The organism is Thermohalobacter berrensis, assembly GCF_003609645.1.
GTDB lineage: Bacteria > Bacillota > Clostridia > Tissierellales > Thermohalobacteraceae > Thermohalobacter > Thermohalobacter berrensis.
In genome coordinates this window covers 20,686-45,813 of the sequence record NZ_MCIB01000015.1, presented here as the reverse complement: position 1 = coordinate 45,813, position 25,128 = coordinate 20,686, and the positions used below count along the sequence as shown (strand labels likewise).

Genomic DNA, 25,128 nt, shown 5'->3' with positions numbered 1-25,128 from the left:
AATTATTTTCCCCATTCAAATTAACTTTATTCGTATAATTGTACATTATTTTAAATTATCTTTGTTTTTTTATTATATTCTACATATTCTTTCTTTTTTCGCTGTACATTATTATTACCCTATAGAACAAAATTTAAACATCATCCTTATAAAGAAGTCTTGTATTTAAAAATAAAAAATGGTCAAAATTTAATAAAAGCTGATGGACTCAGAGTCCATCAGCTTTTATTTTAGTAGTTTTTTATAATTCTCTACCTCTATGGAATGCCTTAATATTTATATCTATATATTTTTCTTTTACAAGCTCTTTAATTACACCTTCCCAATCAACTTCATCTAATCCAAGGGCTTTTGATAAACTACCTAACATAATTACATTCTGTGTTCTAATATTTCCTAATTCTCTAGCTTCATTAGCCGCATCAATTACCTTTGTATCTACTTTATCTTTTAATTCATCTAAAATATCTTTTGGATACTGAGCTTCACCAGTTAATATTGGCACTGAAGGTATTGAATAATTGTTCACAACTAATTTTCCATTTGGATTTAGATACTCTATCCATCTCATTGCTTCCATTTTTTCAAATGCAACTATAATATCAGCTTGCCCTTTTCCTATAATTGGTGAATATACTTTTTTACCATATCTAACTTGAGTTGTTACACTACCTCCTCTTTGTGCCATCCCGTGTACTTCTGACATTTTTACATCATATCCAGCATCCATTAGTCCCTTTGATAATAATTTACTTGCAAGTATTATTCCTTGGCCTCCTACACCTACTAATAATATATTCTTTACTTTATCCATAGTTACTCACCCACCTTTACTATTGCATTAAATGGACATACTTGCATACATATATCACAACCTACACACATCGTGTCATCAATAATTGCTCCTTTATCTTCTTCAAATGATATAGCTGGACATCCTACTTTTAAACATAGCTTACACTTCTTACATTTTTCTGCATCAACTTCACATATTATTCTATCTGCTAACTTATATTCCTCAATTTCCTCTTTTGGTGATTTTTTCAATACACAAGGCCACTTTGTTATTATAACTACAGGCTCATCAGTATTAATAGCCTTATCTATAGCTTCTTCAGTTTCTTTTAGGTTTAATGGATTAATTACTTCTATATGCTTAACACCAATCGCCTCACATATTTTAACTAAATCTACTTCTTCAACTTTTTCACCCATCAGTGTGTAGCCTGAACCTGGATTTTCTTGATGTCCTGTCATACCAGTTATTCTATTATCTAATATTATAGTAGCAGCATTTCCTTTATTGTATACTATATCTATTAGCCCAGTTATACCTGAATGGAAAAATGTTGAGTCTCCTATTACACCAAAAACCTTAGTATTTCGTCCAGCTGCCTCTACTGCCTTACTAAAACCATGACCAGCACTTACGCTTGCTCCCATACAAATACATGTATCCATAGCTTCTAATGGAGGTGCTGAGCCTAAAGTATAGCAACCTATATCTCCAGTTACAACAACATCTTTCTTCTTACTTAAAGTATAGAATAATCCTCTATGAGGACATCCTGCACACATTGTTGGAGGTCTTGATACAATTTTATCTTCATTAATATTTACTGTATCTCTTTTTTCTCCTAATAATTTTTCAGCAATTATATCAGGATTTAATTCTCCTATATTAGGTATTAATTCCTTACCTATAACATCAATACCCATTGCTTTTATTTCTGTTTCTATATAAGGCTCTAATTCTTCAATAACATATAGTTTATCTACTTTATCTGCAAATTCTTTTATTTTAGCTTTTGGAAGCGGGAATGTAAGACCTAATTTAAAGTAAGATGCTTTATCACCAAACACTTCTTTTGCATACTGATAAGATACACCTGAAGTAATAATACCTATTTTTGTATCATTCATCTCAATTTTATTAATATCACAATTGTTACTATATTCTTCTAATTTTTTAAGTCTTTCTTCTACTACAACATGTAATTTTCTACCATTGGCAGGTGTAGCAACAAATTTAGGTATATTTTTTTCATAATCTTTAACTCCTACTTCACTTCTTTCCTCAAACTCTACTAAACCTTTACTATGACAAATTCTCGTAGTCAATCTTAATAGAACTGGTATATCAAATTTTTCACTTATTTCATAACCTATTTTTACAAAATCTTTAGCTTCTTGGCTATCACTTGGCTCTAGCATTGCTACTTTAGCAAATTTAGCATAATATCTATTATCTTGTTCATTCTGCGAACTGTGCATTCCTGGATCATCTGCTGTTACAAGGATACACCCTCCATTAACACCAGTATATCCAAAAGTAAATAATGGGTCTGCTGCAACATTTACTCCTACGTGTTTCATAGCAGCTAAAGACCTAGCTCCTGCTATCGAAGCTCCTACTGCTACCTCTAAAGCAACCTTTTCATTTGGAGCCCATTCTGAATATATTTCTTTATATTTAGCTACATTCTCTAGTATTTCAGTACTTGGAGTTCCAGGATAAGCTGAAGCTATTGTAACCCCTGCTTCATAGGCCCCTCTGGCAACTGCCTCATTTCCAGTTAGAAGTTTTTTCATGTAATTTACACCCCTTTACATTCTTGTTCAAATTTTGCTTTTAGGAAAACCTTTACACATTTACTGTAATTAACCTGCTACAACACTTCCTAGAGCTATAGAATTTAATTTAGCTTGATGTGTATCAGCTCTAGATACTAATATAACAGGTGCCTTAGCTCCCATGATTATACCTGCAGAACTAGCTTTTGCAAAATATGTTAGACTCTTTCCTACTCCATTGCCCATTTCTATATTTGGTACTAATAATATATCTGCATCTCCTGCTACTTCACTTTCATATCCTTTAATTTTAGCCGCTTCTTTTGATATAGCTAAGTCTAGGGCTAAAGGTCCATCTACTATTACTTCTTCTCCAAACTCTCCATCTTTGTTCATTTTTTCCAATTCAACTGCATGTACTGTAGCAATCATTTTAGGATTAACTTTTTCCTTAGCAGCCAATACTGCAACTTTTACATTTTTATTTCCTAATGCTTTAGCTACCTTAACAGCATTTTTAGTAATTTTTACTTTATCCTCAAGGCTAGGCTCTATATTCATACCACCATCAGTTAAGAAAATAAGTTTATGATATGTTGGCACCTCATATACCATAACATGACTTAAAAGACTATCTGTTCTTAATCCGTACTCCTTATTTAGTACTTCTTTTAACAATATTGAAGTATCAATAATACCCTTCATAAGAAAATCTGCTTTTCCACTACTTACATATTTTACAGCCCTTTCTGCAGCCTCTTTAAGTTCAGGTTCATCAACTAATTCATATTTTTCTATATCTATTCCATTTTCCTTTGCAATTTCTAAAGTCTTTTCTTTATCCCCGATTAATACTGGCTCAACTATTCCCTCTTTAGCTGCTTCTATTACAGACTTTAACACTTCATAATCTTGACATGCTGCAACTGCAAGTTTTCTTGTTTTTTGGTTTTTAGCCTTTTCGATTAAATCATTTAAGGTCTTTATCACCCGTTTCACTCCTTTAATTTATTTTTATATAAATTTCCATAACATATTTTATCATATTTCATCTCTTGCCTTCAAAAAAATTATAAATTTTTAAAAATTTCTGTAACTTTTTTGTTAACAATTATAATATTCAAGCTAGTATTATAATTTTCCTTCTTATTTTTTTATTTTTTTAGTTATGAGTCTAATTAATATACATGATATAATATAATTTTTCTTCATAGTTTTTCCTGTCTATACAATAAAATAGGGCTGCTCTATGAAAGCAGCCTATTGAGGCTTTTTGATTTGTTTTCCTGCATGATCTATGTAATAATTATCTTTATAAATAAGTTCAGATATAGGTACTATTTCATATCCTTTTTCTTGAAGTTTTCGTATAACAACAGGTAAATATTTGGTAACATATTTAGCGTTATTATGAAAAAGAACTATAGAGCCTTTTTTTACTTTTCTAGTAACCCTATCTACTACAGGCTGTACTCCTAATTCCTTCCAATCTAAAGAATCTACATCCCACTGTATCACGTAATACCCATTTTCCCTACATGTTTGTATAAGTCTATTATTATAATCACCAAATGGTGGTCTAAAAAGATTGGTTCTTTGTCCGGTTAATTTCTTAATTTTTTCTTCTGTCTCCTTTAATTCTTGTACTATTTGTTGTTTGCTCAATCTAGACATACGGGGATGATTGCTAGAATGGTTCCCTATTTCATGACCTCTATTATGAATTTCTTTAACCATTTCTGGATATCTATCAACCCAAAATCCAACTAAAAAGAAAGTAGTTTTTACATTATATTCATCTAAAATATCTAATATATTTTTAGTATACTGGGCTCCCCAAGCTGCATCAAAACTTATAGCAACCTTTTTTTCATCAGTATCAACTGAATAAATAGGTAACTCTTTTTTATTACTAAATACACTTATAATTTCCTCTTGTGTTAGGTTGGAATATATTAAAGAAGTACTTACCAAAAGAGCTAATACTAAAAGTCTTATAATGTTTTTCTTATCAAATAGATAAATTCTCAAGTTTATTCCCCCTTATAATTCTTATGCATATAATTTTTCTAATACTACATATATATTAAACATGTCTCTGTTTTAGAAATAAGTTTAATATATAAGGGGGAAAAATATTGATATTTTTCGGTGTTATAGGTGGGCTTTCTCTTTTTTTATTTGGTATTAAATTAATGTCTTCTACATTTGAGGATATTGTTTCTTTAAAAGTAAAAAATAATTTAGAAAAATTTACTTCTAATAAGTTAATAGGACTTCTATTGGGAATAGTGGCAACTGCGTTACTTCAAAGTAGTAGTGCAAGCACTTTAATAGTGATATCCCTTGTTCACAGTAACTTAATAAATTTATATAATGCAGTTCCAATACTTATGGGAGCTAATATTGGTACAACATTTACTGCCCAGTTAATTGCTTTTAAATTAGATGATTTTATACCCTATTTTTTTATATTAGCAATAATCCTATTACCTTTTTATAATAAAAGAAAATTTAGAACTTTAATACGTGTTATTTTAAGTTTAGGTATAATATTCTTAGGTATGAGAATTCTTGAAAATTCAATTTCTTCAACAAACATAAATGAAAAAATAATAATATTGATTAAGAATATAGAAACTAATAAAATTGCCGGTATATTCTTAGGTTTTATTATAACCTCTATAATTCAAAGTAGTAGTACAGGTATTGCAATTCTACAAGTTTTAGCTTCAAATTTAATAATTCCTGTTAAAACATCAATACCTATACTTTTAGGTCAAAATATAGGTACATGTACTGATACCTTTATAGGAAGCCTTATCACTAACAAAAAAGGAAAACAAGCTGCTTTAATACATATAATGTTTAATATTTTAGGGGTAGTTATCTTTTACTTTTTAATAGATTATCTATACTCTATTGTTCATGGTTTATCTCCTGAAAACCCATCTAAACAACTAGCTAATGCACACACTATCTTTAATGTTTCAACCACTATAATACTATTTCCTATTTATCCTTTACTCATTAAAATATCAAAAAAAATAATCCCAGATTAAATATGCTCTGGGATATTATTTAAGATTCTTTTCGTTATCATATAAATATAAAAATTTACCATTTAGTTTTTGTTTATCGATTCTATTTTCATATTTTTTTGGTACAGTTATTACATCTGGATTACCATCACTTATAAATCTCTTTTCAGGGTATTTATCAAAATATTCTAACCAGTCATACATACCTACATTATCTACATTCATTTCACTAGCCCTTACCCTATGGATAGAATATGGATTAAAATTTTTATCAATAGGAGAAACTGAGGGTTTCCAACCTACATTTAATATAGCTATATTTTCATATTTTACCCCATCATATTCACCTTTTCTTAAAAAGATTTCATATTCTTTATTTTTAGGTCTACTTCCATATGGTAATGCAAGTGTATTTACTTCATAATCTGGTAAGATTCCATTTAAAAACTCTACATTTTTAGCAATAGCTCTTTGTATTTCTTCTGGTGTTAGATTACTAAAATTATTATGATCAATCGTATGATTTCCTATATCAAAACCTTTATCTATCAAATATTTAAGTTTATATTCTACATACTCTTTTTGTCCAAAGGGTCTTTTCCCGAAAACGAAAAAAGTAGCTTCTAAGGGAAAGTCAGGATGTTTTTTATGAAATTCTTCCATTATACCTGCTGCACAATTAGGGTCTACTATCAATTCTCCGTTTTTTTCAATAATATTAAAATTATTTTGTCTACCATCATCAAATGTAATTACAACTGGTGTATAACCAGCTTCAACATGTATATTATTATTTACAAAATCTTTTAAACTTATTGGTCTATAACCCTTTTCATAAAGTACTTTTAAATCTTTTTTGAAATTTTCTACTGTTCTTACCCAGGTATCTTCTTTTTTTCCTATATGATGATACATAAGTACCATTATTTGACCTGCTTCATTCGGCTTAATTGATAAATCAATATCTTTTGTCGGATCTTTTTTCACTTCATTTTCTTTATTATCTGTTTCACAACCTTGCTCTTTATCAGTATTTTTAGTTTCTTGTTTTTGTTCCTCAACTGGATTATTTGTATCAACTTTTTCTGTATTTGGACCTGTACATCCAACTAAGCTAATTATTAATAAAAATATTACAATTACTTTCATGATTGATTTCAAATGTTTTTCCTCCTTTTAGTTTTGTAAATTTTACAATTTTTATAATACTATTTCACCATATACATTTTTTAAATAGTATTTATTTTTTTCTTAAGGTAAAAATAAAACTACACCACAAATTAAAGAGGTGTTAATTTTGTCTAGAAGAAAAAGCACCTATACTAATATTAAAGGTAGACAAAGGGAATATTCAGCTATAACTATTACAAATGATGAAAGACATTATTATAGAGAAAAAAAATCCCAAAAGGCTCAATTAGAAAATGGGCATCAACATGGCATTAGAAAAGATGTAAAAGTTCCTATAAAAAATAAACTTTCTTAGGTTAATAAGGCTGCTTAGCAGCCTTATTAATCTTAAGAACCTTTATTCCTTTAGGACATTTTGATATACATAAACCACATACTGAACCTCTACCTATGCCTTTATAATGTTCATTCATAAATGTGCTACATGCATATGCATCAACTAGTTCATCTCTTGGGATTCCTGGGTACCATTTATTGCCCTTTAAGGCTAATGCAGGACAATTACTTACACAAATATTACATTTACCACATTTAGATTCTGTTATTGGTGTATCATAGTCAACAGGTAAATTAGTAAGAACAGTTCCTAATCTCACTCTAGGTCCAAATTCTTCAGTTACTAAACAGGCATTTTTTCCAATCCACCCTAATCCGGACAAAGTGGCTGCTGTTCTATGCTGGAAAATGCCTCTATATGCATCTTTACTAGTTTTTACTGTCTGAGATGCCGGTACTGCCATAGCTAAATAACCTCTATTTTGAAGTATAGTTGTTATCTGTAACGTTATTTGGTCAATTAAAAAATTTACTGTTCTATAATGATGGAAATATGTGAAAGTCGGTTTATCCTTAATATCGTTAATTATTTGATCTGATAATCTTATGGCTATCGAAATACCTGTGTTTAAATGTGATAATTCTTCAGGAAGATAGCCATTTAGGTTTCCAAATCCTATTTTTGCTGCTCCCATATCAGTTGCTTTATTAATTATTATTTTTTTTATATCTTTTTCCATAATATACCCCCCTGTTTTATTATCTAATTTAATTATACTAGATTAAATTTGATTATAAAAAAACATTTTTAGCCTAATTTAATAATTATATGCTATTTTTCTATAGAATATTCATTTATTATATTTTTTCCAGAATATATTTTTAAATAAAAGGTTATATTAATAGTACAACATCAATTTAATGATGTTGTAAGCAATCTATTTGGGAGGGAAAGACATGGCTAGAAACAATAATAAGATAGTAGTTCCAGAAGCTAGGCAAGCACTTGAACAAATGAAACTTGAAATTGCCAATGAATTAGGTTTAGAAAACTATAATAATATAGATAAAGGTAACTTAACTTCAAGACAAAATGGTTATGTTGGAGGATATATGGTAAAGAGACTTATTGAACATGCAGAAAACCAAATATCTGGAAAATAATTAAATAATATACAAAAAAGAGAAGTGTAGCAATACACTTCTCTTTTTTTATATGTTATAATTTTTTATATACAATTTAAAGAGGGTGACAATATGTTTGGAGAAAATACTAAAGAAGTAGCACAAAATAAACTTCTTTTACTTTACATAATTGATATATCTGAGGTTCCTCTTACTAATTCAGAAATAACTCAATTTGTTTTAGAAAACAATTATATGAATTATTTCATGGTACAACAATTTTTAAGTGAATTAACAACCTCTAATTTTTTACAAACAGTAACAGAAGAGGGAAATGAGTATTATAAATTAACAGAAATAGGTAAAGATACTCTTAACTATTTTATCGATAGAATACCAGATAATATAAAATTACAATTAAGTAAGAGTCTACAGAAAAAGAAAGAGGAAATGATTAAAGAAACTCAAATTATAGGAAATTATTACAAAAAAAATGATACTGAATATATTGTATCATTAAAGGTTATAGAAAAAGATATAACTTTATTTGATCTATCATTAAATGTACCTTCAAATAAACAAGCTAAACTTATTTGTAAAAACTGGAAGGAAAATCCACAAATTATATATAAGAAAATATTTGAGTTACTTGCAAATAATAGTGATAAGGAATAGGCTGATTTTACTAGCCTATTCCTTTATTCTTCTCATTATTCCTTTATATAGTTCTACTATAATTAATGGTAGAACTGAAAAAGTAATTATATAAAACCACTGGTTAACTGTTAGTAATGTCAGTTTAAATATGTTTCTTAAAAATGGTATAAATACTACTCCTAGCATTAATACAGTGGATACAAGTACTCCTCCAATTAAATATTTATTAGAGAAAAATCCTACATATAATATAGATTCATCCTTTGCCCTTACATTGAAACTGTGCACAAGTTGTGAAAAGGCTAAAGTAGTAAAAGCCATCGTTCTTCCAGTAGTAATATCTATTTTCCTACCTATATTAAACGCTAACAAAGTAACTAATGCAACTATAATCCCATGAACTATAATTGAGTTCCCAAGTCCCTCTGCAAATATACCTTTTTTAGGATCTCTAGGCTTTCTTTTCATTATGTCTGGTTCAGCAGGGTCAACTCCTAAAGCTAAAGCTGGAAAACTATCTGTTACCAAGTTTACCCATAATATGTGTATAGGTATTAAAGGACTAGGTAAATTAAGTAATATTGCTATAAAGAGTGCTACAACTTCTCCAATATTACATGATAATAAAAAGTGAATAGATTTTTTTATATTATCAAATATAGTCCTTCCTTCTTCAACAGCTGCTACTATAGTTGTAAAATTATCATCTGTTAATATCATATCAGAAGCTTCTTTAGATACATCTGTTCCTGTAATCCCCATGGCACATCCTATATTAGCCCTTTTTAATGCAGGAGCATCATTTACTCCATCTCCAGTCATAGCTACAATTTTTCCATGTGTTTGCCATGCTTTAACTATTCTTACCTTATGTTCTGGAGAAACCCGTGCATATACAGAATATTTTTTCACATTTTTTTCTAGGTCTTCCTGTGTCATATTATCTATTTCTTTTCCTTCAACTGCTTCAGCTTCATCCTTTAGTATACCTAATTCTTTTGCTATAGCTACTGCTGTCACTTTATAGTCCCCTGTTATCATAACTGGTTTTATTCCTGCCTCTTTACATTCTTTTACTGCATCTTTTACTTCTTCTCTAGGAGGGTCTATCATACCAGCCATACCTACAAAAACAAGATTTTTCTCCGTATTTTCTGAAGTTAATTTATCTGGTATGCTATCAACATCTTTAAAGGCTAATCCTAAAACCCTTAAAGCCCTTAATGCCATTTCTTTATTTGCATCCATTATATCCATTTTTATATCTTCTGTTAATTCAACTATTTCATTATTTATCAATATTTTATTACATCTTTCTAAAAGAACATCTATAGCTCCTTTTGTTAAAATTCTATATCCATTATTATATTCGTGAACTGTAGTCATCATCTTCCTTTCTGAATCAAAAGGAATTTCATTCACTCTTTTCATTTTACTTTCTTCTTCTTTTTTATATAACCCCTTCTCATATGCTAAAACAACTAAAGCAACTTCCGTTGGATCTCCTATAGTATCCTTTTCTCCATTTTTATCTTCAATAGATGCATCATTACATAAAAGACCTACTTCGATTGCAGTTTTATCTTCCTTTAAGCTTAGATTAATGTCATCTATATCTTTTAATTCATTATAGGTATATAATTTTGTTACAGTCATTTTATTTTGAGTAAGGGTTCCTGTTTTATCTGAACAAATCACAGAAGCTGTTCCAAGGGTCTCTACAGCAGGTAATTTTCTTATAATAGCATGTCGCTTTATCATTCTTTGAACACCTAAGGATAACACAATAGTTACAATTGCTGGTAAACCTTCTGGAATTGCTGCAACTGCTAGTGAAACAGCAATCATAAACATATCAAATGCTGGTCTTCCTTGAAAATATCCTATTAAAAAAATAAGTCCACAAATTATTAAAGCTAATACACCTAGCCATTTACCTAATTCTTCTAGTTTTTCTTGAAGTGGTGTCTTAATATTTTCCTGTTCTTCCAATAGTTCTGCTATTTTTCCTATCTGTGTATTCATACCTGTTTCTGTAACTACACATCTACCCCTACCATGGGTTACTATACTTGAAGAGAAAACCATATTCTTTCTATCTCCTATTGGAATATCTTCCCCTTTAGGTATATCTATTGATTTGGTTACTGGCACCGATTCCCCTGTTAATGCCGATTCTTCAACCATTAAATTGGCACTTTGAATTAATCTACCATCAGCTGGAACGTAATCGCCAGCTTCAAGTATAACTATATCACCTGGAAATATCTCTGCAGATTTAACCTCTAGTATATTGCCATTTCTTAAAACTTTAGCCGTTGGTTTTGACATATTCTTTAATGCCTTCAATGACTGTTCTGCTTTATTTTCTTGGACTACTCCTAATATTGCATTTAATATAACTATAATAAATATTAAAATTGTATCAGTAACTTCACCAAGTATTCCAGAAATAACAGCGGCAATAATAAGTATTATTACCATAAAATCTTTAAACTGATTTAAAAACATTTGAAAAATTGAAGTTCCTTCTTTTTCTGTCAGTTCATTTAGTCCATATTTTTTTCTGCGATTTTCTATTTCATCATCTGTTAATCCAATATCCTTATTAGTTTTTAATTTTTCAATAGTCTCATCCACTGTTAACCTAAACCATTCTTTTTTATCCATTTAATCCCTCCTATTAGTTATAGAAAAATTAGTCCATTAGGCTCTATACCAACTTTTATGTTTTTCATTATTTTACCCTTACTACAATCAAATAATGATATATAGTTTTTTAAAGAATTTACTATATATAACAATTTATTCCCATCCCATAATAATTTACTTGGCATTCCTCCAAGATGATACTTGTCTATAATCTTTCCTCTAATTAGGTCTATTTTATATAGATACCCATCTTCAGCATTTGTTACAAATATTTCATCTTTTTTATCTATAGGAGTCATATCAACAAGTACCCCTTCAATATATACCTTTTTTATAAGTTCATTATTAGATAAATCAAGAATCGATACACTACTTTTTACCATTCCATTTACTTGAGATGATAAAATATATAATAATTTTGAATTCAAAAAAAAATGCAAAGGATTACTATCTAATCTAATCTTCTCTATTTTATTATTTTCCAAATATATAACACTAATACTGTATTCGTTACTATTTGCAACAAAAACCCTTTTTTCTTCAAAATCTGCTTTTATGTCATAGGGCTTCTCTCCTACTGTTATATTCTCCAAAATAACAAAATTTTCTTCATCAATTACTGAAACAGAATTAGAATCTGTATTAGTAACAAAAATAAGTCCATCTATAATTTCTACATGACTAGGTGACCTACCTATATAAATTACCTCTTCAATTACCATATCTTTAATATTTATTTTAAAAACACTATTATCATAGGAATTTACTGAATATATAATATTTTTTTCATTTCCTGCTGCTAAGGTATAAGGGCCAATTGCAGAGCTACTATTTAAATTTTGAATACCACTACTATTTAACATTTCCCATAGTTTGAATGTTTCTAGAGAATAATCATCTTTTAAGTCTATAACAGTCAGAGTATCACTTCCTGTATTAGCGACTATCAACTTATCCTTATTTATACTCATAATATCACCTCTATCACCGCTTATAACTTATTTACAGTTTATGCATTCTAAAATACATTGGTGAATAGAGGATAAAAATAAAAAATAGCTGGATAAATCCAGCCATTCTTATTTAATAACCTTCTAAATATTTTTTCGTTTCACTTACTACAACACCACTTAACCCAATAAGTCCTATTAAGTTTGGAACAGCCATAAGAGCATTCATTACATCTGCTAAGTTCCAAATTAATGCCAATTCTTGAGTGGCACCAACAATTATTGCAAGGGTAAATATTACACGGTATATTTTAACAATCCAATGACCTGCTAAATACTCTAGACATTTTTCTCCATAGTAACTCCACCCTAAAATTGTAGAATATGCAAAAAAGATTATCCCAAAGGCTATTATAAAACCTCCTGGTCCCGGTAAGCCTTTGTTAAAAGCTTCAGTTGTAAGTTTGGCTCCTGATAAGCCACTTTTCCATACATCAGTTGTAATTAATGTTAAGGCTGTAAAAGTACATACCACAATTGTGTCAATAAAAGTTCCTAACATTGATACTAAACCTTGATTTGAAGGTGAATCAGTCTGAGCTGCTGCTTGAGCTATTGGTGCACTACCTAAACCAGATTCATTTGAAAATACACCCCTAGATACACCTTTTTGAATTGCCATCCTTATAGTAGCTCCAGCAAAGCCTCCTACTGCAGCTGTCGTAGAAAAAGCTTTGCTAAATATTAGTCCAAAGGCTTCTGGTACCTCGGATATATTTAAAATTATAATTATTAAACATCCTAATACATATACACCAGCCATAATAGGTACTATAAACTCTGTAACCCTTCCTATATTTTTTATTCCTCCAATTATAACTGCAGCAACTGCTATAGCAACTACTATACCCGTAAATAAAGGTGGTACATTAAGTGATGCTTCAAGGGCTTGAGCTATGGAGTTAACTTGAACCATATTTCCTATTCCAAATGAAGCTACTGCTCCAAATATTGCAAAAAGTACTCCTAACCATTTTTGATTGAGTCCTCTTTCAAGATAATACATAGGACCTCCTGATATTTCTCCATCATCAGCTTTAATTCTATATCTTACCGCTAAAACAGCTTCTGAATATTTTGTTGCCATTCCAAAAAATGCTGTAACCCACATCCAAAATACTGCTCCTGGACCACCAGCTGCAATAGCAGTAGCAACTCCTGCTATATTACCAGTACCTATAGTAGCAGCTAATGCTGTTGTTAAGGCTTGAAATGGTGTTATATCTCCTTCTGATTCATTTTTCTGAAATAATAATGTAAAAGCCTTAAAAAACTTTCTTACTTGAATACCTCTAAGTCTAAACGTAAGTAATATTCCAGTACCAACTAATAAAATAAGTAGTGGAGTTCCCCATAGAAAAGCACTTAAACTTTGAAGTAACTCTGTTAGATTCATAGTTTCACCTCTATCCTTTATTGTTTTACTACTATAATTTTTTTAATGTAACAGGTTCTTAATTATTTTCTGTAATAAATATTAATTTAATGTATCTTAAATAAAAAAACTGTTTTAAAAAGAAAAAACGCCTGCTTAAAGCAGACGTTTTATTAGTAAGTAGATTTAATATTAAACTTAAAAATTTAATTAAGTAATATTCTCCTTAATAGTGTCCTATTATCAATTTTTAAATTTCTTTTCTTTATCTCAATTATCATTTCATTAAGTTTCATAACCTCTTCTTTATAAAGTTCTTCTTTCTTTTCTCTTTCTAACTGTTGTAACTTTTTCATCTTTTTGTATGCTTCATCTAGTAATTGTTTATCACTTAATTTTTTATAAGGTCTAAATTTTACTACAGACATAACTGCCCTCCCTATTAAGTATATTGTTATTTTATTCAATAGGGAGGAAAAAAATAACTAATTAGATAAAACTTTTTTCCTAACATCACCAATTAGATATAATGAACCTGAAAATAATATTAGGTCATCTTCTTTTGCTATATCGAAGGCTATATCAACAGCTTCATTTATATCCTTTTGAATAATATAATCATTATTATATTTTTTTATTTTTTCTGCTAATTCACTAGCACTTAATGCTCTAGGATTATTAGCTTGTGTAACTATTACTTTGTCTGCAACTGGGATAAGCTCTTCTAGTATCTTATCAACTTCTTTATCTCCTAAAATCCCTATTCCTAAAATAAGTTTTTTATATTTAAACAATTCTTTAATAGATTTTTTTAGAAACTTAATGGCACTAATATTATGTGCTCCATCAATCATAAATGTTGGATTTTTCTTTAATATTTCTAGTCTACCCTTCCACTTGGTGTTATTTAAACCATTTCTAATTGATTTTTCTTTTATATCTAAAAGTCCCTTATCTCTTAATGTTAGTATAGTAGTTAAAGCAACAGCTGCATTGTTTACTTGATGGTTCCCTCTAAGTTTTATTTCTAAATCTTTAAGGTTTTCTTTATTAAATGTAAAATCAAACTTGCTTCCAAACTGGTTAGATTCTTTTATAGTTACATTATCTAGATTTGTAGCTATAAGTTGTCCATTTTTTCTATGTACAATTTCTTTTATCACATATTGTGCATCTTCTTCTTGGGGATGAATTACCACAAGTCCATTTTCTTTAATAATACCTCCCTTTTCCCAAGCAATCTTCTCTATTGTATCTCCTAGGACATTTTTATGGTCTATAGAAATTGGAGTAATAACTGATACTAAAGATTTATCTATAACATTTGTGGCATCATATCTTCCCCCAAGACCTACCTCTAACACAACAAAATCAACCTTTTCTTCTTTATAGTAACAAAAACCTATTGCTGTTACTATCTCAAATTCTGTAGGATGATCATAGCCTTGTTCTACCATTTCTTCTACTTTACTTTTTACTTTAGCTGTTAGTCTAGCCAAAGTATTCCTTGGAATTTCATCATCATTAATTCTAATTCTCTCAGTAAATCTTTCTAAATATGGGGACGTGTATAATCCAACTTTATAGCCAGCTTCAGCTAAAATAGACGTAATAAACGAAGATGTTGAACCTTTCCCATTTGTTCCTGCAACATGAATAATTTTTAAGTCTTTTTGGGGATTACCCAATAATTCTAATAGTTTTTCTATTTTTTCTAGTCCCAACTTACTCCCAAATCTACCAATACTATGTATATATTCTAAAGCCTCTTTGTAGTCCATATTTTCACTCCCCCAAATGTTATTAGTACATTTTATTAAAAGTTGAGGGGATATCCCCTCAACTTTTATTTTTTACTTTTAAGAGCCTCAAGTCTTTCTAATACTTTATCCATCATTTCCTGATACATTTTTTTCTTTTCCCTTTCTTTCTCTACAATATGTTCAGGTGCTTTATTAACAAACCCTTCATTTGAAAGCTTTCCATTAACTCTTTTTAACTCTCCTTCTAATCTTTCTTTTTCCTTTTCTAGCCTTTCAATTTCTTTTTCAATGTCAACCAATTCTTCTAATGGCATATATATCTCGCAAGCTTCAACTACTGCTGACATTGCATCTTCTCCTATACCTTCTTTATTATCCCTTATTTCAATATCTGATGCAGCCGCTAAATTAGCAAAATGATTTCTTCCGTTATCTAAAATACTTTTTATTTCTTCATCTGTTGTAACAAAAATTACTTTAGCCTTTTTAGATGGTGCAACATTTGCTTCTGCTCTAATATTTCTTATATTCTTAACTGCTTCCATTATAAAGCTTATTTCTCTTTCTGCTTTATCATTATTGTGTTCTTCTTGATATTGTGGCCATTTAGCCTTTATTAATGATCCATCAGTATTTGGAAGATGCTGCCATATCTCTTCTGTGATAAATGGCATAAATGGATGTAATAGCTTTAATATATCTTTTAGAACTGTTAACAATACATATCTTGCAGTATTTTTACTATTTTCATCTTCCCCATAAAGACGTGGTTTTACCATTTCAATGTACCAATCACAATATTCACTCCAAATAAAATCGTAAAGCTTTTGTGCAGCTATACCAAGTTCAAATTTATTCATATTTTCAGTTGCTTCTTTTGTTATGTTATTAACTCTAGATATAATCCATTTATCCTCTTCTTCCATATATTTTTGGGCTTCTTCTTCACTTACTATATCATCTTCTAGATTCATAAGAACAAATCTAGATGCATTCCAAAGTTTATTTGCAAAATTTCTACTAGCTTCAACCCTTTCCATATGGAATCTCATGTCATTTCCTGGTGTATTTCCAGTAACAAGCATAAATCTTAATGCATCTGCCCCATACTTATCTATTATTTCTAGTGGATCGATACCATTACCTAATGATTTACTCATCTTTCTACCTTGTGAGTCTCTTACTAATCCATTGATTAATACATTTTTAAAAGGAATATCTCCCATGTGCTCTAAACCTGAAAATACCATTCTAACAACCCAGAAGAATATAATATCATATCCAGTTACTAAAACATCTGTTGGATAGAAGTATTTTAATTCTTCAGTATCTTCAGGCCAGCCTAATGTAGAGAATGGCCATAATGCTGATGAGAACCATGTATCTAAGGTATCTGGATCTTGATAAATATTATTACTATCACACTTAGTACATGCTTTCGGCATTTCCCTTGCTACCATTACTTCATCACAATCTTTACAATAATATACAGGTAATCTATGACCCCACCAAAGCTGTCTTGAAATACACCAATCTCTAATATTTTCTAGCCAGTGTACATATATTTTACCGAATCTTTCTGGTATAAATCTAAACTTCCCTTCTTTGTACGCTTTTAGAGCAGGTTCTGCTAAAGGTTTCATTTTTACAAACCACTGTTTAGATATAATCGGTTCTACTACAGTTGAACATCTTTCACAATGCCCTACACTATGGTCATGGTCTTCAATCTCTATTAAATATCCTTGTTCTTTTAAATCTTTTACTATTTCTTTTCTAGCTTCATATCTATCTAATCCACTATATTTCCCACCATTTTCATTTATTTTAGCATCATCATCCATAATCTTTAGCTGTTCTAAATTATGTCGTAATCCAATTTCAAAATCATTAGGGTCATGGGCAGGTGTTATTTTTACAGCACCAGTACCAAACTCCATGTCTACATATTCATCTTCAATAATTGGTATTTCTCTATTTACTAGTGGTAAAATTACTTTTTTACCTATTAAATGTCTATACCTTTCATCCTCTGGATGTACTGCTACAGCAACATCTCCTAACATTGTTTCAGGTCTTGTAGTAGCTATAGTGATAAAATCGTCACTATCCTTAACAGGATATTTTATATGCCATAACTTCCCATTTGAATCTTTATGCTCAACCTCTGCATCAGATATTGCCGTTCTACAGCTAGGACACCAGTTTATTATTCTATTCCCTCTATAAATAAGACCTTTTTCATACAATCTTATAAATACTTCCTCTACAGCTTTACTTAAGCCTTCATCTAGCGTAAATCTTTCTTTTGACCAGTCACATGATACACCTAATTTTTTCAGCTGATTTCTAATGTTTCCTCCATATTCCTCAGTCCAATCCCATGCTTCCTCTAAAAATTTCTCTCTACCTAACTCTTCTTTAGTCTTTCCTTTTGAACGTATCTTAGCAACTACCTTTGCCTCTGTAGAAATACTAGCATGGTCTGTTCCTGGAAGCCATAAGGCTTCATATCCATCCATTCTTTTCCATCTTATTAGTATATCCTGAATAGTATTATTAAGAGCATGGCCCATATGAAGATTCCCTGTAACATTTGGAGGTGGCATCATTATAGTAAATGGTTCTTTTTCATCATTTGGGTCTGCCTTAAAATATTCATTTTCATTCCAATACTTATAAATTCTTTCTTCAAAGTCTTTAGGATTATACTTTTTTGCCAGTTCTTTTTTCACACTATCCCTCCTTTAGATTTTCCTTATCCTTAGCTGTTAAGCATTAATAATGTAGCTAAAATGGCAATTACTAGTGCTGATAATTTAATTTTTAAAAGAGTTTTTAAAGATTTAATCTTACCCTTTTTAAAATAAAAATCTGATCCAAATAATATAAAACCACTTAAAATAAATAGTAGACCCCCTAAAGTAAGCATTATTTCACTTCCTTTGAAAAATATAAAACCCTTAATAAAAAATAAAAACCTTCATCCATATAAGGACGAAGGTTTACTCGCGGTACCACCTTACTTCCAGATATACATACTATTCCTAGTATATCTGACACTTAATAAGATAACGGTTAATCCGTTCAAACCTACTCTAGTTTCAGTTTGAAGGCTCCAGAGCTACCTTCAGTAAATATTGCCCTGTAGAACCTTTCAGCCTTTGGGTTCTACTCTCTTTAAGGGGTATTTACTTACTCCTCTCCTTCACAGCCTATAATCTATACTATTGTTAATTCAATTATACAATATATTACCTATTTGTCAACTATATTAGTAACTTTGCTAATTTTATTAAATCCAATTAAATAATTAACAAAAGCAATTATAGTCAACAATAAAGTTAAACCTACAAATACATACTTTATTGTTATGTTAGATGTAAATGCTATTACTAATATAGCAGCATAAAAGAAAACTGTTGCTAGTTTACCAAACTTATTGGCTGGTACAACAGTTTTATCAGCAAAATAATACAAAAATAAAGCTCCAATTATCATTAGTATTTCCTTTATACCTATAACTAAAATAACCCAAATAGGCAGAAAGTTTTTGTCAGTAAAACAAACTAAAACTGTAAGTTGCATTAATTTATCCGCAAGGGGGTCAAGAACTGTACCCCATTTAGTAACCATATTAAAATTTCGAGCTATGTATCCATCTAAAACATCGGTAATCCCAGCCAATATAAATATATAAATGGCATATTTTATATTATTGTCAATTGGTGAGTAAAATATAGTAATAAAAATTGGAATTAAAAAAAATCTAAAAATAGTTAATATATTAGGTATATTCATGTTACACCTCATCTTTCAAAAGTTTAGTACATTGTATAATGATATAAAAAAATAACAAAATTGGCAATATTAATCTTACTTTATTATTCCACATTTTTATATATAATTCCTTCCAATTTTTATATTTTATTTTACAAGCTTTATACTATACCTTCTTTCAAGATATTCCACTAAATTCTTAACAATATATTTATGGTCAGGACTTAATACATCCCATTCCCTTTTATAGTTTGCAAATATATATCTTTTTATAACTCCATCGTATTTAACATTATTTTCTAAGGAAATAGGTATATCTTTATAAACACATAATCTTGTTATCTTCCCATTACCTTTTTTAAGAGTTTTTGGATCTATGCCATATTCTACATCTTTTCTATGTACAAGTGCAAACCAACTATAATCATTAATTTCTCCCTTAATATAACCATATCTATTTTTTCTGCTTTTTTCAACTTTTATATTTAATTCCACATAATCCCTCCTTTATTTATTAGTTTATGTATTTTTAGTTTTTATATATTCACATTCTCTTATAGTTGTCACCAATATGTCCTTATCCGAATATAATATGAAACAAGGTAATAAATTTTTCTGGGAGGGATAAAATGCTAAAATCCAAAATAATAACTCTTTTTTTGATACTTATCTTAATATCTTCTACCATAATTGTTGGTTGTGAAAAAAAAGAGTTAAAAACGGTAAGACTTGTGGAAGTAACCCATTCTGTTTTTTACGCCCCACAATATGTTGCTATGACTAAAGGCTTCTTTGAAGAGGAAGGTATAAAAATTGAACTTTCTAATGGTAAAGGTGCTGACAAATCTATGACTGCCCTATTAAGTGACCAAGCTGATATAGGTTTTATGGGTCCTGAAGCATCAATATATGTATATAATCAAGGTAAAAAAGATTATGCAATAAACTTTGCACAATTAACCCAAAAAGATGGTTCTTTCATAGTTGGTAGAGAAAAGGATGAAGACTTTACAATTGAAAAATTAAAGGGAAAAACAATATTAGGTGGAAGAAAAGGTGGAGTGCCTGAAATGACCCTAGAATATGTGCTTAAAAAACATGGGTTGCAGCCAGGAAAAGATGTAAACGTTAGAACAGACATTCAATTTGCCATGATGGCAGGAGCATTTACAAGTGGTGAAGGAGATTACACCACATTGTTTGAACCTACAGCTTCAATGCTTGAAAAGGAAGGTAAAGGATATATAGTTGCATCTGTTGGTAAAGAAGCAGGATATATACCTTATACATGCTACAGTGCTAAAAAGAGCTATATAGAAGAAAATCCAGACATAATACAAGGTTTTACCAATGCTATCTACAAAGGTATGCTTTGGGTACAATCTCATACAGCTGAAGAAGTAGCTGAAGCAATACAGCCTCATTTTCCTGATACTGATAAGGAATTACTTGTTACTGTAATAAATAGATATAGAGACCAAGATACTTGGAAACCTGATCCTATATTAACTGAAAAGGGTTTAAATCACTTAATGGAAATAATGGAAATGGCAGGTCAACTTGACAAAAGAGCACCATATGACAAGATAGTTACAACTAAGTTTGCAGAAAAAGCTATGGAGACAATAACTTTAGAATAGAATAAAAATGTGCCATACCAAAAAGGTATGGCACATTTTCAATATTATATAGCTTCAGCTTTCTTTTCTTTTTTAGTTGGTTTTAATAGATTCACTAATAGAGCAATAGTTACCATTCCAGAAATCATACAAACACCATATAAAATTGGTTTATTTACAAACGGCCAAGATAAAAAGAAAGCTAAAGTCACTGGATTAATAATATCAAATAAAGCTGCTAAACCTGTTGCTACAGCTGTACCTATCATAATCGAAGGAATTACTCTAAATGGGTCTGCCATAGCAAAAGGAATTGTTCCTTCAGTAATTCCAAATAGTGACATAATAGCTGCAGGGTTAGCTGCAGTTAACTCTGATTGACTATATTTTTTAGGAGCTAATTTAGTTGCCAACCACATACCTAATGGTGGAACTGACACTGCTATATGAATTGCTGTATTTGGCTCATAAATATTTGAAGCATACATTCCAAAAGCAAAAGCAACAGCAGTTTTATTAAGTGGTCCCCCCATATCAAACGCCATCATTCCACCTAAAATCATAGCCATAATAACTTTACTACCACCTTGCATTCCCTTTAACCAATTTTCTAAGAAAGCCATTAATCCTGCTATTGGTTGTCCAATTATATAATAGAAGACTAAAGTTACAATTAATGTTGCTCCTAAAGGTATAAGTATAATAGTTAATAAAGGCATTACTGGCACTGGTAATTTAATGTTATCCTTCATCCATTTTACTAAATATCCAGCAAATAAACCTACTACTATTCCTCCAATAAAACCTGCTTTCATTTCATTTGCTAAAACTCCACCAATCATACCAGGGGCAATACCTGGCTTATCTGCAACAGAGTAAGATATGTATCCAGCTATTATAGGTATTAGTAGACTAAAACCCATTCCACCGATTCTGTTAATAGTATTTGCAAAAGTTCCTGAATATTCATCTAGCCAAACAGTTGCAGTACCTAGAGTAAATTTTCCTATAATAGATGAAAGGGCTAACATAAGACCTGCAGCAGCTATAAAGGGAATCATATAAGATACTCCTGTCATTAAGTGTTCTTGTAATTCTTTTCCTAAACTTTTAACTCTATCCATAATCTATCCTCCTCTTATTTTATTTAATTAATTTTAAAGCATCTTCAATTACCTTTTCTGGATTTTTTAATGTCTCATCAATTTTAACCTTATAAACAGGTAAAGAGTCAAAACGGGATTCTTTTTCTACTTTTGTAGCAACTGATAAAATTGCAACATCAGCTTCCTCAATATCTTTAGAGGTAATTTCATTCTGTAGACCTAATGCCCCTTGCTTTTCTACTTTGATTTCAATCCCTCTCTTCTTTGCTGCATTTTCTATAGCCGATGCAGCCATATTGGTATGTGCTATACCTGCAGGACATGCTGTTACTGCTACTATTTTCATACAATCTCCTCCTTTAATTCCTAGTTATTTTCATTTAATAATTTTATTATTTCTTCATAACTATCTGCTTTTAATAAATTGTTAGTAAACTTATCATCAATTAGACTGCTAGCTAAATTTGATAGTATTTTTAAATGGGTAGTTTTTGCTTCTTTACTAGGGATAGCTAGCATAATAATTAAATAAACAGGTTTTCCATCTATAGAATTCCAATTAATACCCTTTTTTAACTTTCCTATTACAATACTTGCCTCTTTAATACTATCTAACTTACAGTGTGGAATAGCAATTCCCTTACCAAAACCTGTAGTTGATTCATTCTCTCTTTTAAAGATTCCTTTAACAAACTCTTTTTTGGATTCTATTTTTTTCTCTTTTTTTAATAAATCTGCTAATTTTTCTATAGCTTCTGTTTTATCTTTAGCCTTTAATTCTAAATTAACTAATTTTTCATTTATTAGACTAGTGATATTCATAACCTAACACTTCCTTTACATTTGCCATTTGTAGTAAATATATGAAGTTTATAAGTGGATTAATTACCTCGTAGTATATTAATAAAATCATCAAAATTTTTTGCGCTTATAAGCTTAAGCACTTTTGTTTTGTCATTGATAATCTGAAAAAAAACATCAAATATTTTTTCAAAATACTTATCAGACATCTTTTCAAATGCAAGTAAGAATACTAATTGTACCCTATCCTTTCCCCACTTTATTGGTTTTTTTAATATTCCTACAGCTATTTTAGAGCTGATAGCGTTTCCCAAAATAGCATGGGGAATTGCAATTAAATTTCCAATAGAAGTTGAAGATATTTTTTCCCTCTCAACTATTGAATGTTCATAATTTTCTTTAACAATATTTTTATCATATAATAACCTACTTAGGTCTTTTATAACTTGAAATTTATCTGTATGTTCAATATTTGTAATAAATAAATCTTTATCAAATAAGTCAATTAATAATTCCTTATCATCAGTTTCAGTTGAATTTTCTAGTGCCCTATTAACTCTTTCTAAATCCCCTTTGCTAAGAAGGGTACTAATATGTATAGTAGGTATGTCTTTTACCTCTAGGGGTACTGTACTAAGTATTAAATCTGGTTTTTGAGATAAAATTTCATCAATTTTGTATGAAGGAAATACACCTATAATATCAACATTAATAAAAGTTTTTTTAATTTTTGAAGCTAAAAACTGTGCTGTTCCCATTCCTGTAGCACAAATTATTGCTATTCTTTTTCTTTCTTTTTTCTCTAGGTACTTCTTTCTTTCAATTGCAGCTCCAAAGTGCATTGCTATATACCCTATTTCATTTTCATCAATAGATGTATTTTCTATTTTTTCTAATACTTTAGAGGCTGTAATAGCCATTTCAAAAGCATGGGGATATTCTTCTTTAATTTCTTTTAACAGGGGGTTTCGAAGATTCATATTGTACTTTAACCTATTTAATGTAGTCCTTAAATGTAAGGCTAAACCATATAATAGATCTTTATCATCACTAAAATCTACATTATATACTCTATAGACTTCTTTAACCATTTCTTCTATTAATTCCATTAAACTATTACCTATAGTATTTTTAATTTCTCTATTATCTAAATTTTTATCCTTTAAAGCCTTTGTTCCTAATAAATGTATAGTTATATATCCTTTTTCTTCATCTGGAATATCTATGCAAAAGTCTTTTTCTAATTCTGAAACAATCTTCTCTGAAATACTATATTCTTTTTTATATCTTAAGCTATTTATCTCTGAATGTGGTAAAAATATTTTTTTGCCTTCCCTAATTCTTTTTATAGCGATTGCAATATGAATTACTAAATTATTGAAGGCCATGTCAGATAACTTTAATGGCATATCTTTGTATGATTCTAGGATAATATTTTTTATTTTATCAACATCTATGTCTGCTAACATTTCCCTTAACTGTTGATTTTCTACTACATTATCATATCTTAACTTTAAATTAGTTAAATAATCTGATATTGAAAATCTTAAATTTATTTCATCCCCCTCTATTTTAATTCCATAATTAGGTTTTTTATGTAATTTTAAATTGCGTTTCATTAACCACTCTTCAACTCTATTAACATCATTAACAATTGTTGATTTACTTACATATAACTCTTCTGCAAGATTTTCAAGAGTAATATAATCATCTGAATACAATAGCTTTTTTATTATGTAGAAAACTCTTTCCTCTGGAAGTATAGGTAAATCCTTTTTACTTTTAGTTAAATCTTTCAAAATTTTAATAGAATCTTTATTATTGGGTTCAATAGAATATCCAATTCCGGGATTAGATGTAATCCTTACTCCTTTTTTATTAAGCTCTTTATTAAGTAATTTTATGTCATTCCTAATTGTTCTAGAAGATACCCCTACTGCTTTTGACAAATATTTACCAGTTATGGGCCCATTACTATTTATGAATCCAGATAATATTTTCTTTTTGCGCGCATCAAAACTCAAGATTATCTTCCCCTCTCTACAGTTTCAATTATAATTCTTTTTATTAGAAAATAAAATCCAATAATTTTCCGTATTACATGCGGAAAATTTTATCTTGTTTCCTAAAGTTTATAAGTAAAATTAAAAGTGTTGAG

General features: G+C 29.6%; 24 protein-coding genes and 1 other annotated feature. Of the genes, 5 read left to right on the top strand and 19 right to left on the bottom strand.

Features of this window, described 5'->3' with window-relative positions:
- Positions 1-241 precede the first annotated feature (241 nt).
- The 4 genes from BET03_RS08110 to pdaB form a co-directional block, all read right to left on the bottom strand.
- Positions 242-814 carry an indolepyruvate oxidoreductase subunit beta gene (locus BET03_RS08110; protein WP_120169175.1) on the bottom strand — a complete coding sequence of 191 codons (573 nt, stop codon included), beginning with the start codon at positions 812-814 and terminating at the stop codon, positions 242-244.
- Positions 815-816: 2 nt separating this feature from the next.
- Positions 817-2,592: an indolepyruvate ferredoxin oxidoreductase subunit alpha gene (gene iorA, locus BET03_RS08105; RefSeq protein ID WP_120169173.1), complete on the bottom strand. Its 1,776-nt coding sequence runs from the start codon at positions 2,590-2,592 to the stop codon at positions 817-819.
- 69 nt (positions 2,593-2,661) lie between these two features.
- On the bottom strand, positions 2,662-3,564 hold the full coding sequence (locus tag BET03_RS08100) for a bifunctional enoyl-CoA hydratase/phosphate acetyltransferase (protein ID WP_120169171.1): 903 nt from the start codon (positions 3,562-3,564) through the stop codon (positions 2,662-2,664).
- 270 nt (positions 3,565-3,834) lie between these two features.
- Positions 3,835-4,605 carry a polysaccharide deacetylase family sporulation protein PdaB gene (pdaB, locus tag BET03_RS08095; protein WP_120169169.1) on the bottom strand — a complete coding sequence of 257 codons (771 nt, stop codon included), beginning with the start codon at positions 4,603-4,605 and terminating at the stop codon, positions 3,835-3,837.
- Between the two features lie 107 nt (positions 4,606-4,712).
- Here pdaB and BET03_RS08090 point away from each other — a divergent pair, with 107 nt between their 5' ends.
- Positions 4,713-5,636 (top strand): Na/Pi cotransporter family protein, encoded by a 924-nt coding sequence (locus BET03_RS08090; protein WP_243096893.1) that lies wholly within the window; start codon positions 4,713-4,715, stop codon positions 5,634-5,636.
- Between the two features lie 15 nt (positions 5,637-5,651).
- Here the strand turns inward: BET03_RS08090 and BET03_RS08085 are convergent, their stop codons facing one another.
- A complete protein-coding gene (locus BET03_RS08085) occupies positions 5,652-6,776 on the bottom strand; it encodes a polysaccharide deacetylase family protein (protein WP_120169165.1) in 1,125 nt (374 codons plus the stop codon).
- Positions 6,777-6,912: 136 nt separating this feature from the next.
- On the opposite strand from BET03_RS08085, the gene BET03_RS08080 reads away from it, so the two are divergent.
- Positions 6,913-7,101, top strand: a complete 189-nt coding sequence (locus tag BET03_RS08080; RefSeq protein WP_120169163.1) for a hypothetical protein — start codon at positions 6,913-6,915, stop codon at positions 7,099-7,101.
- 1 nt (position 7,102) lies between these two features.
- Here BET03_RS08080 and BET03_RS08075 read toward each other — a convergent pair whose 3' ends face one another.
- Positions 7,103-7,822: a 4Fe-4S dicluster domain-containing protein gene (locus tag BET03_RS08075; RefSeq protein WP_120169161.1), complete on the bottom strand. Its 720-nt coding sequence runs from the start codon at positions 7,820-7,822 to the stop codon at positions 7,103-7,105.
- 217 nt (positions 7,823-8,039) lie between these two features.
- Between BET03_RS08075 and BET03_RS08070 the strand changes: the two genes are divergently transcribed.
- Together BET03_RS08070 and BET03_RS08065 are read left to right on the top strand one after the other, a co-directional pair.
- Complete coding sequence (locus BET03_RS08070; protein WP_120169159.1) at positions 8,040-8,246, top strand: alpha/beta-type small acid-soluble spore protein; 207 nt, start codon at positions 8,040-8,042, stop codon at positions 8,244-8,246.
- Between the two features lie 93 nt (positions 8,247-8,339).
- Positions 8,340-8,882 (top strand): DUF4364 family protein, encoded by a 543-nt coding sequence (locus BET03_RS08065; RefSeq protein ID WP_120169157.1) that lies wholly within the window; start codon positions 8,340-8,342, stop codon positions 8,880-8,882.
- A gap of 15 nt (positions 8,883-8,897) precedes the next feature.
- Here the strand turns inward: BET03_RS08065 and BET03_RS08060 are convergent, their stop codons facing one another.
- The 9 genes from BET03_RS08060 to BET03_RS08025 form a co-directional block, all read right to left on the bottom strand.
- Positions 8,898-11,534 carry a calcium-translocating P-type ATPase, SERCA-type gene (locus tag BET03_RS08060; protein WP_120169155.1) on the bottom strand — a complete coding sequence of 879 codons (2,637 nt, stop codon included), beginning with the start codon at positions 11,532-11,534 and terminating at the stop codon, positions 8,898-8,900.
- Positions 11,535-11,551: 17 nt separating this feature from the next.
- The gene (locus tag BET03_RS08055; RefSeq protein WP_120169153.1) at positions 11,552-12,487 is read right to left on the bottom strand and encodes a YncE family protein; all 936 of its coding nucleotides are present in this window, start codon (positions 12,485-12,487) and stop codon (positions 11,552-11,554) included.
- A 112-nt stretch (positions 12,488-12,599) separates the two neighbouring features.
- Positions 12,600-13,922, bottom strand: coding sequence for an alanine/glycine:cation symporter family protein (locus tag BET03_RS08050; protein ID WP_120169151.1), 1,323 nt, complete (start codon positions 13,920-13,922; stop codon positions 12,600-12,602).
- A gap of 185 nt (positions 13,923-14,107) precedes the next feature.
- Positions 14,108-14,329 carry a hypothetical protein gene (locus tag BET03_RS08045; RefSeq protein WP_120169149.1) on the bottom strand — a complete coding sequence of 74 codons (222 nt, stop codon included), beginning with the start codon at positions 14,327-14,329 and terminating at the stop codon, positions 14,108-14,110.
- A gap of 57 nt (positions 14,330-14,386) precedes the next feature.
- Positions 14,387-15,682, bottom strand: coding sequence for a bifunctional folylpolyglutamate synthase/dihydrofolate synthase (locus BET03_RS08040; protein WP_120169147.1), 1,296 nt, complete (start codon positions 15,680-15,682; stop codon positions 14,387-14,389).
- Positions 15,683-15,747: 65 nt separating this feature from the next.
- Positions 15,748-18,399, bottom strand: coding sequence for a valine--tRNA ligase (locus BET03_RS08035; RefSeq protein WP_120169145.1), 2,652 nt, complete (start codon positions 18,397-18,399; stop codon positions 15,748-15,750).
- A 29-nt stretch (positions 18,400-18,428) separates the two neighbouring features.
- Positions 18,429-18,596, bottom strand: a complete 168-nt coding sequence (locus tag BET03_RS13645; protein WP_183108787.1) for a hypothetical protein — start codon at positions 18,594-18,596, stop codon at positions 18,429-18,431.
- Between the two features lie 58 nt (positions 18,597-18,654).
- Positions 18,655-18,885: a binding site (T-box leader), on the bottom strand.
- A 37-nt stretch (positions 18,886-18,922) separates the two neighbouring features.
- Positions 18,923-19,465 (bottom strand): CDP-alcohol phosphatidyltransferase family protein, encoded by a 543-nt coding sequence (locus BET03_RS08030; RefSeq protein WP_120169143.1) that lies wholly within the window; start codon positions 19,463-19,465, stop codon positions 18,923-18,925.
- Positions 19,466-19,591: 126 nt separating this feature from the next.
- Positions 19,592-19,939 carry a hypothetical protein gene (locus BET03_RS08025; RefSeq protein ID WP_120169141.1) on the bottom strand — a complete coding sequence of 116 codons (348 nt, stop codon included), beginning with the start codon at positions 19,937-19,939 and terminating at the stop codon, positions 19,592-19,594.
- 134 nt (positions 19,940-20,073) lie between these two features.
- Between BET03_RS08025 and BET03_RS08020 the strand changes: the two genes are divergently transcribed.
- On the top strand, positions 20,074-21,084 hold the full coding sequence (locus tag BET03_RS08020) for an ABC transporter substrate-binding protein (protein WP_120169139.1): 1,011 nt from the start codon (positions 20,074-20,076) through the stop codon (positions 21,082-21,084).
- A gap of 44 nt (positions 21,085-21,128) precedes the next feature.
- Here the strand turns inward: BET03_RS08020 and BET03_RS08015 are convergent, their stop codons facing one another.
- From BET03_RS08015 to BET03_RS08000, 4 genes are read right to left on the bottom strand one after another with little or no spacing between them, the layout of a single operon-like run.
- Complete coding sequence (locus BET03_RS08015; protein ID WP_120169137.1) at positions 21,129-22,187, bottom strand: PTS fructose transporter subunit IIC; 1,059 nt, start codon at positions 22,185-22,187, stop codon at positions 21,129-21,131.
- 19 nt (positions 22,188-22,206) lie between these two features.
- Positions 22,207-22,515 carry a PTS fructose transporter subunit IIB gene (locus tag BET03_RS08010; protein WP_120169135.1) on the bottom strand — a complete coding sequence of 103 codons (309 nt, stop codon included), beginning with the start codon at positions 22,513-22,515 and terminating at the stop codon, positions 22,207-22,209.
- Between the two features lie 20 nt (positions 22,516-22,535).
- Positions 22,536-22,991 carry a PTS sugar transporter subunit IIA gene (locus tag BET03_RS08005; protein WP_120169133.1) on the bottom strand — a complete coding sequence of 152 codons (456 nt, stop codon included), beginning with the start codon at positions 22,989-22,991 and terminating at the stop codon, positions 22,536-22,538.
- 59 nt (positions 22,992-23,050) lie between these two features.
- Entirely contained in the window at positions 23,051-24,994 is a 1,944-nt protein-coding gene (locus BET03_RS08000) for a BglG family transcription antiterminator (RefSeq protein WP_120169131.1), read from the bottom strand.
- Positions 24,995-25,128 lie beyond the last annotated feature (134 nt).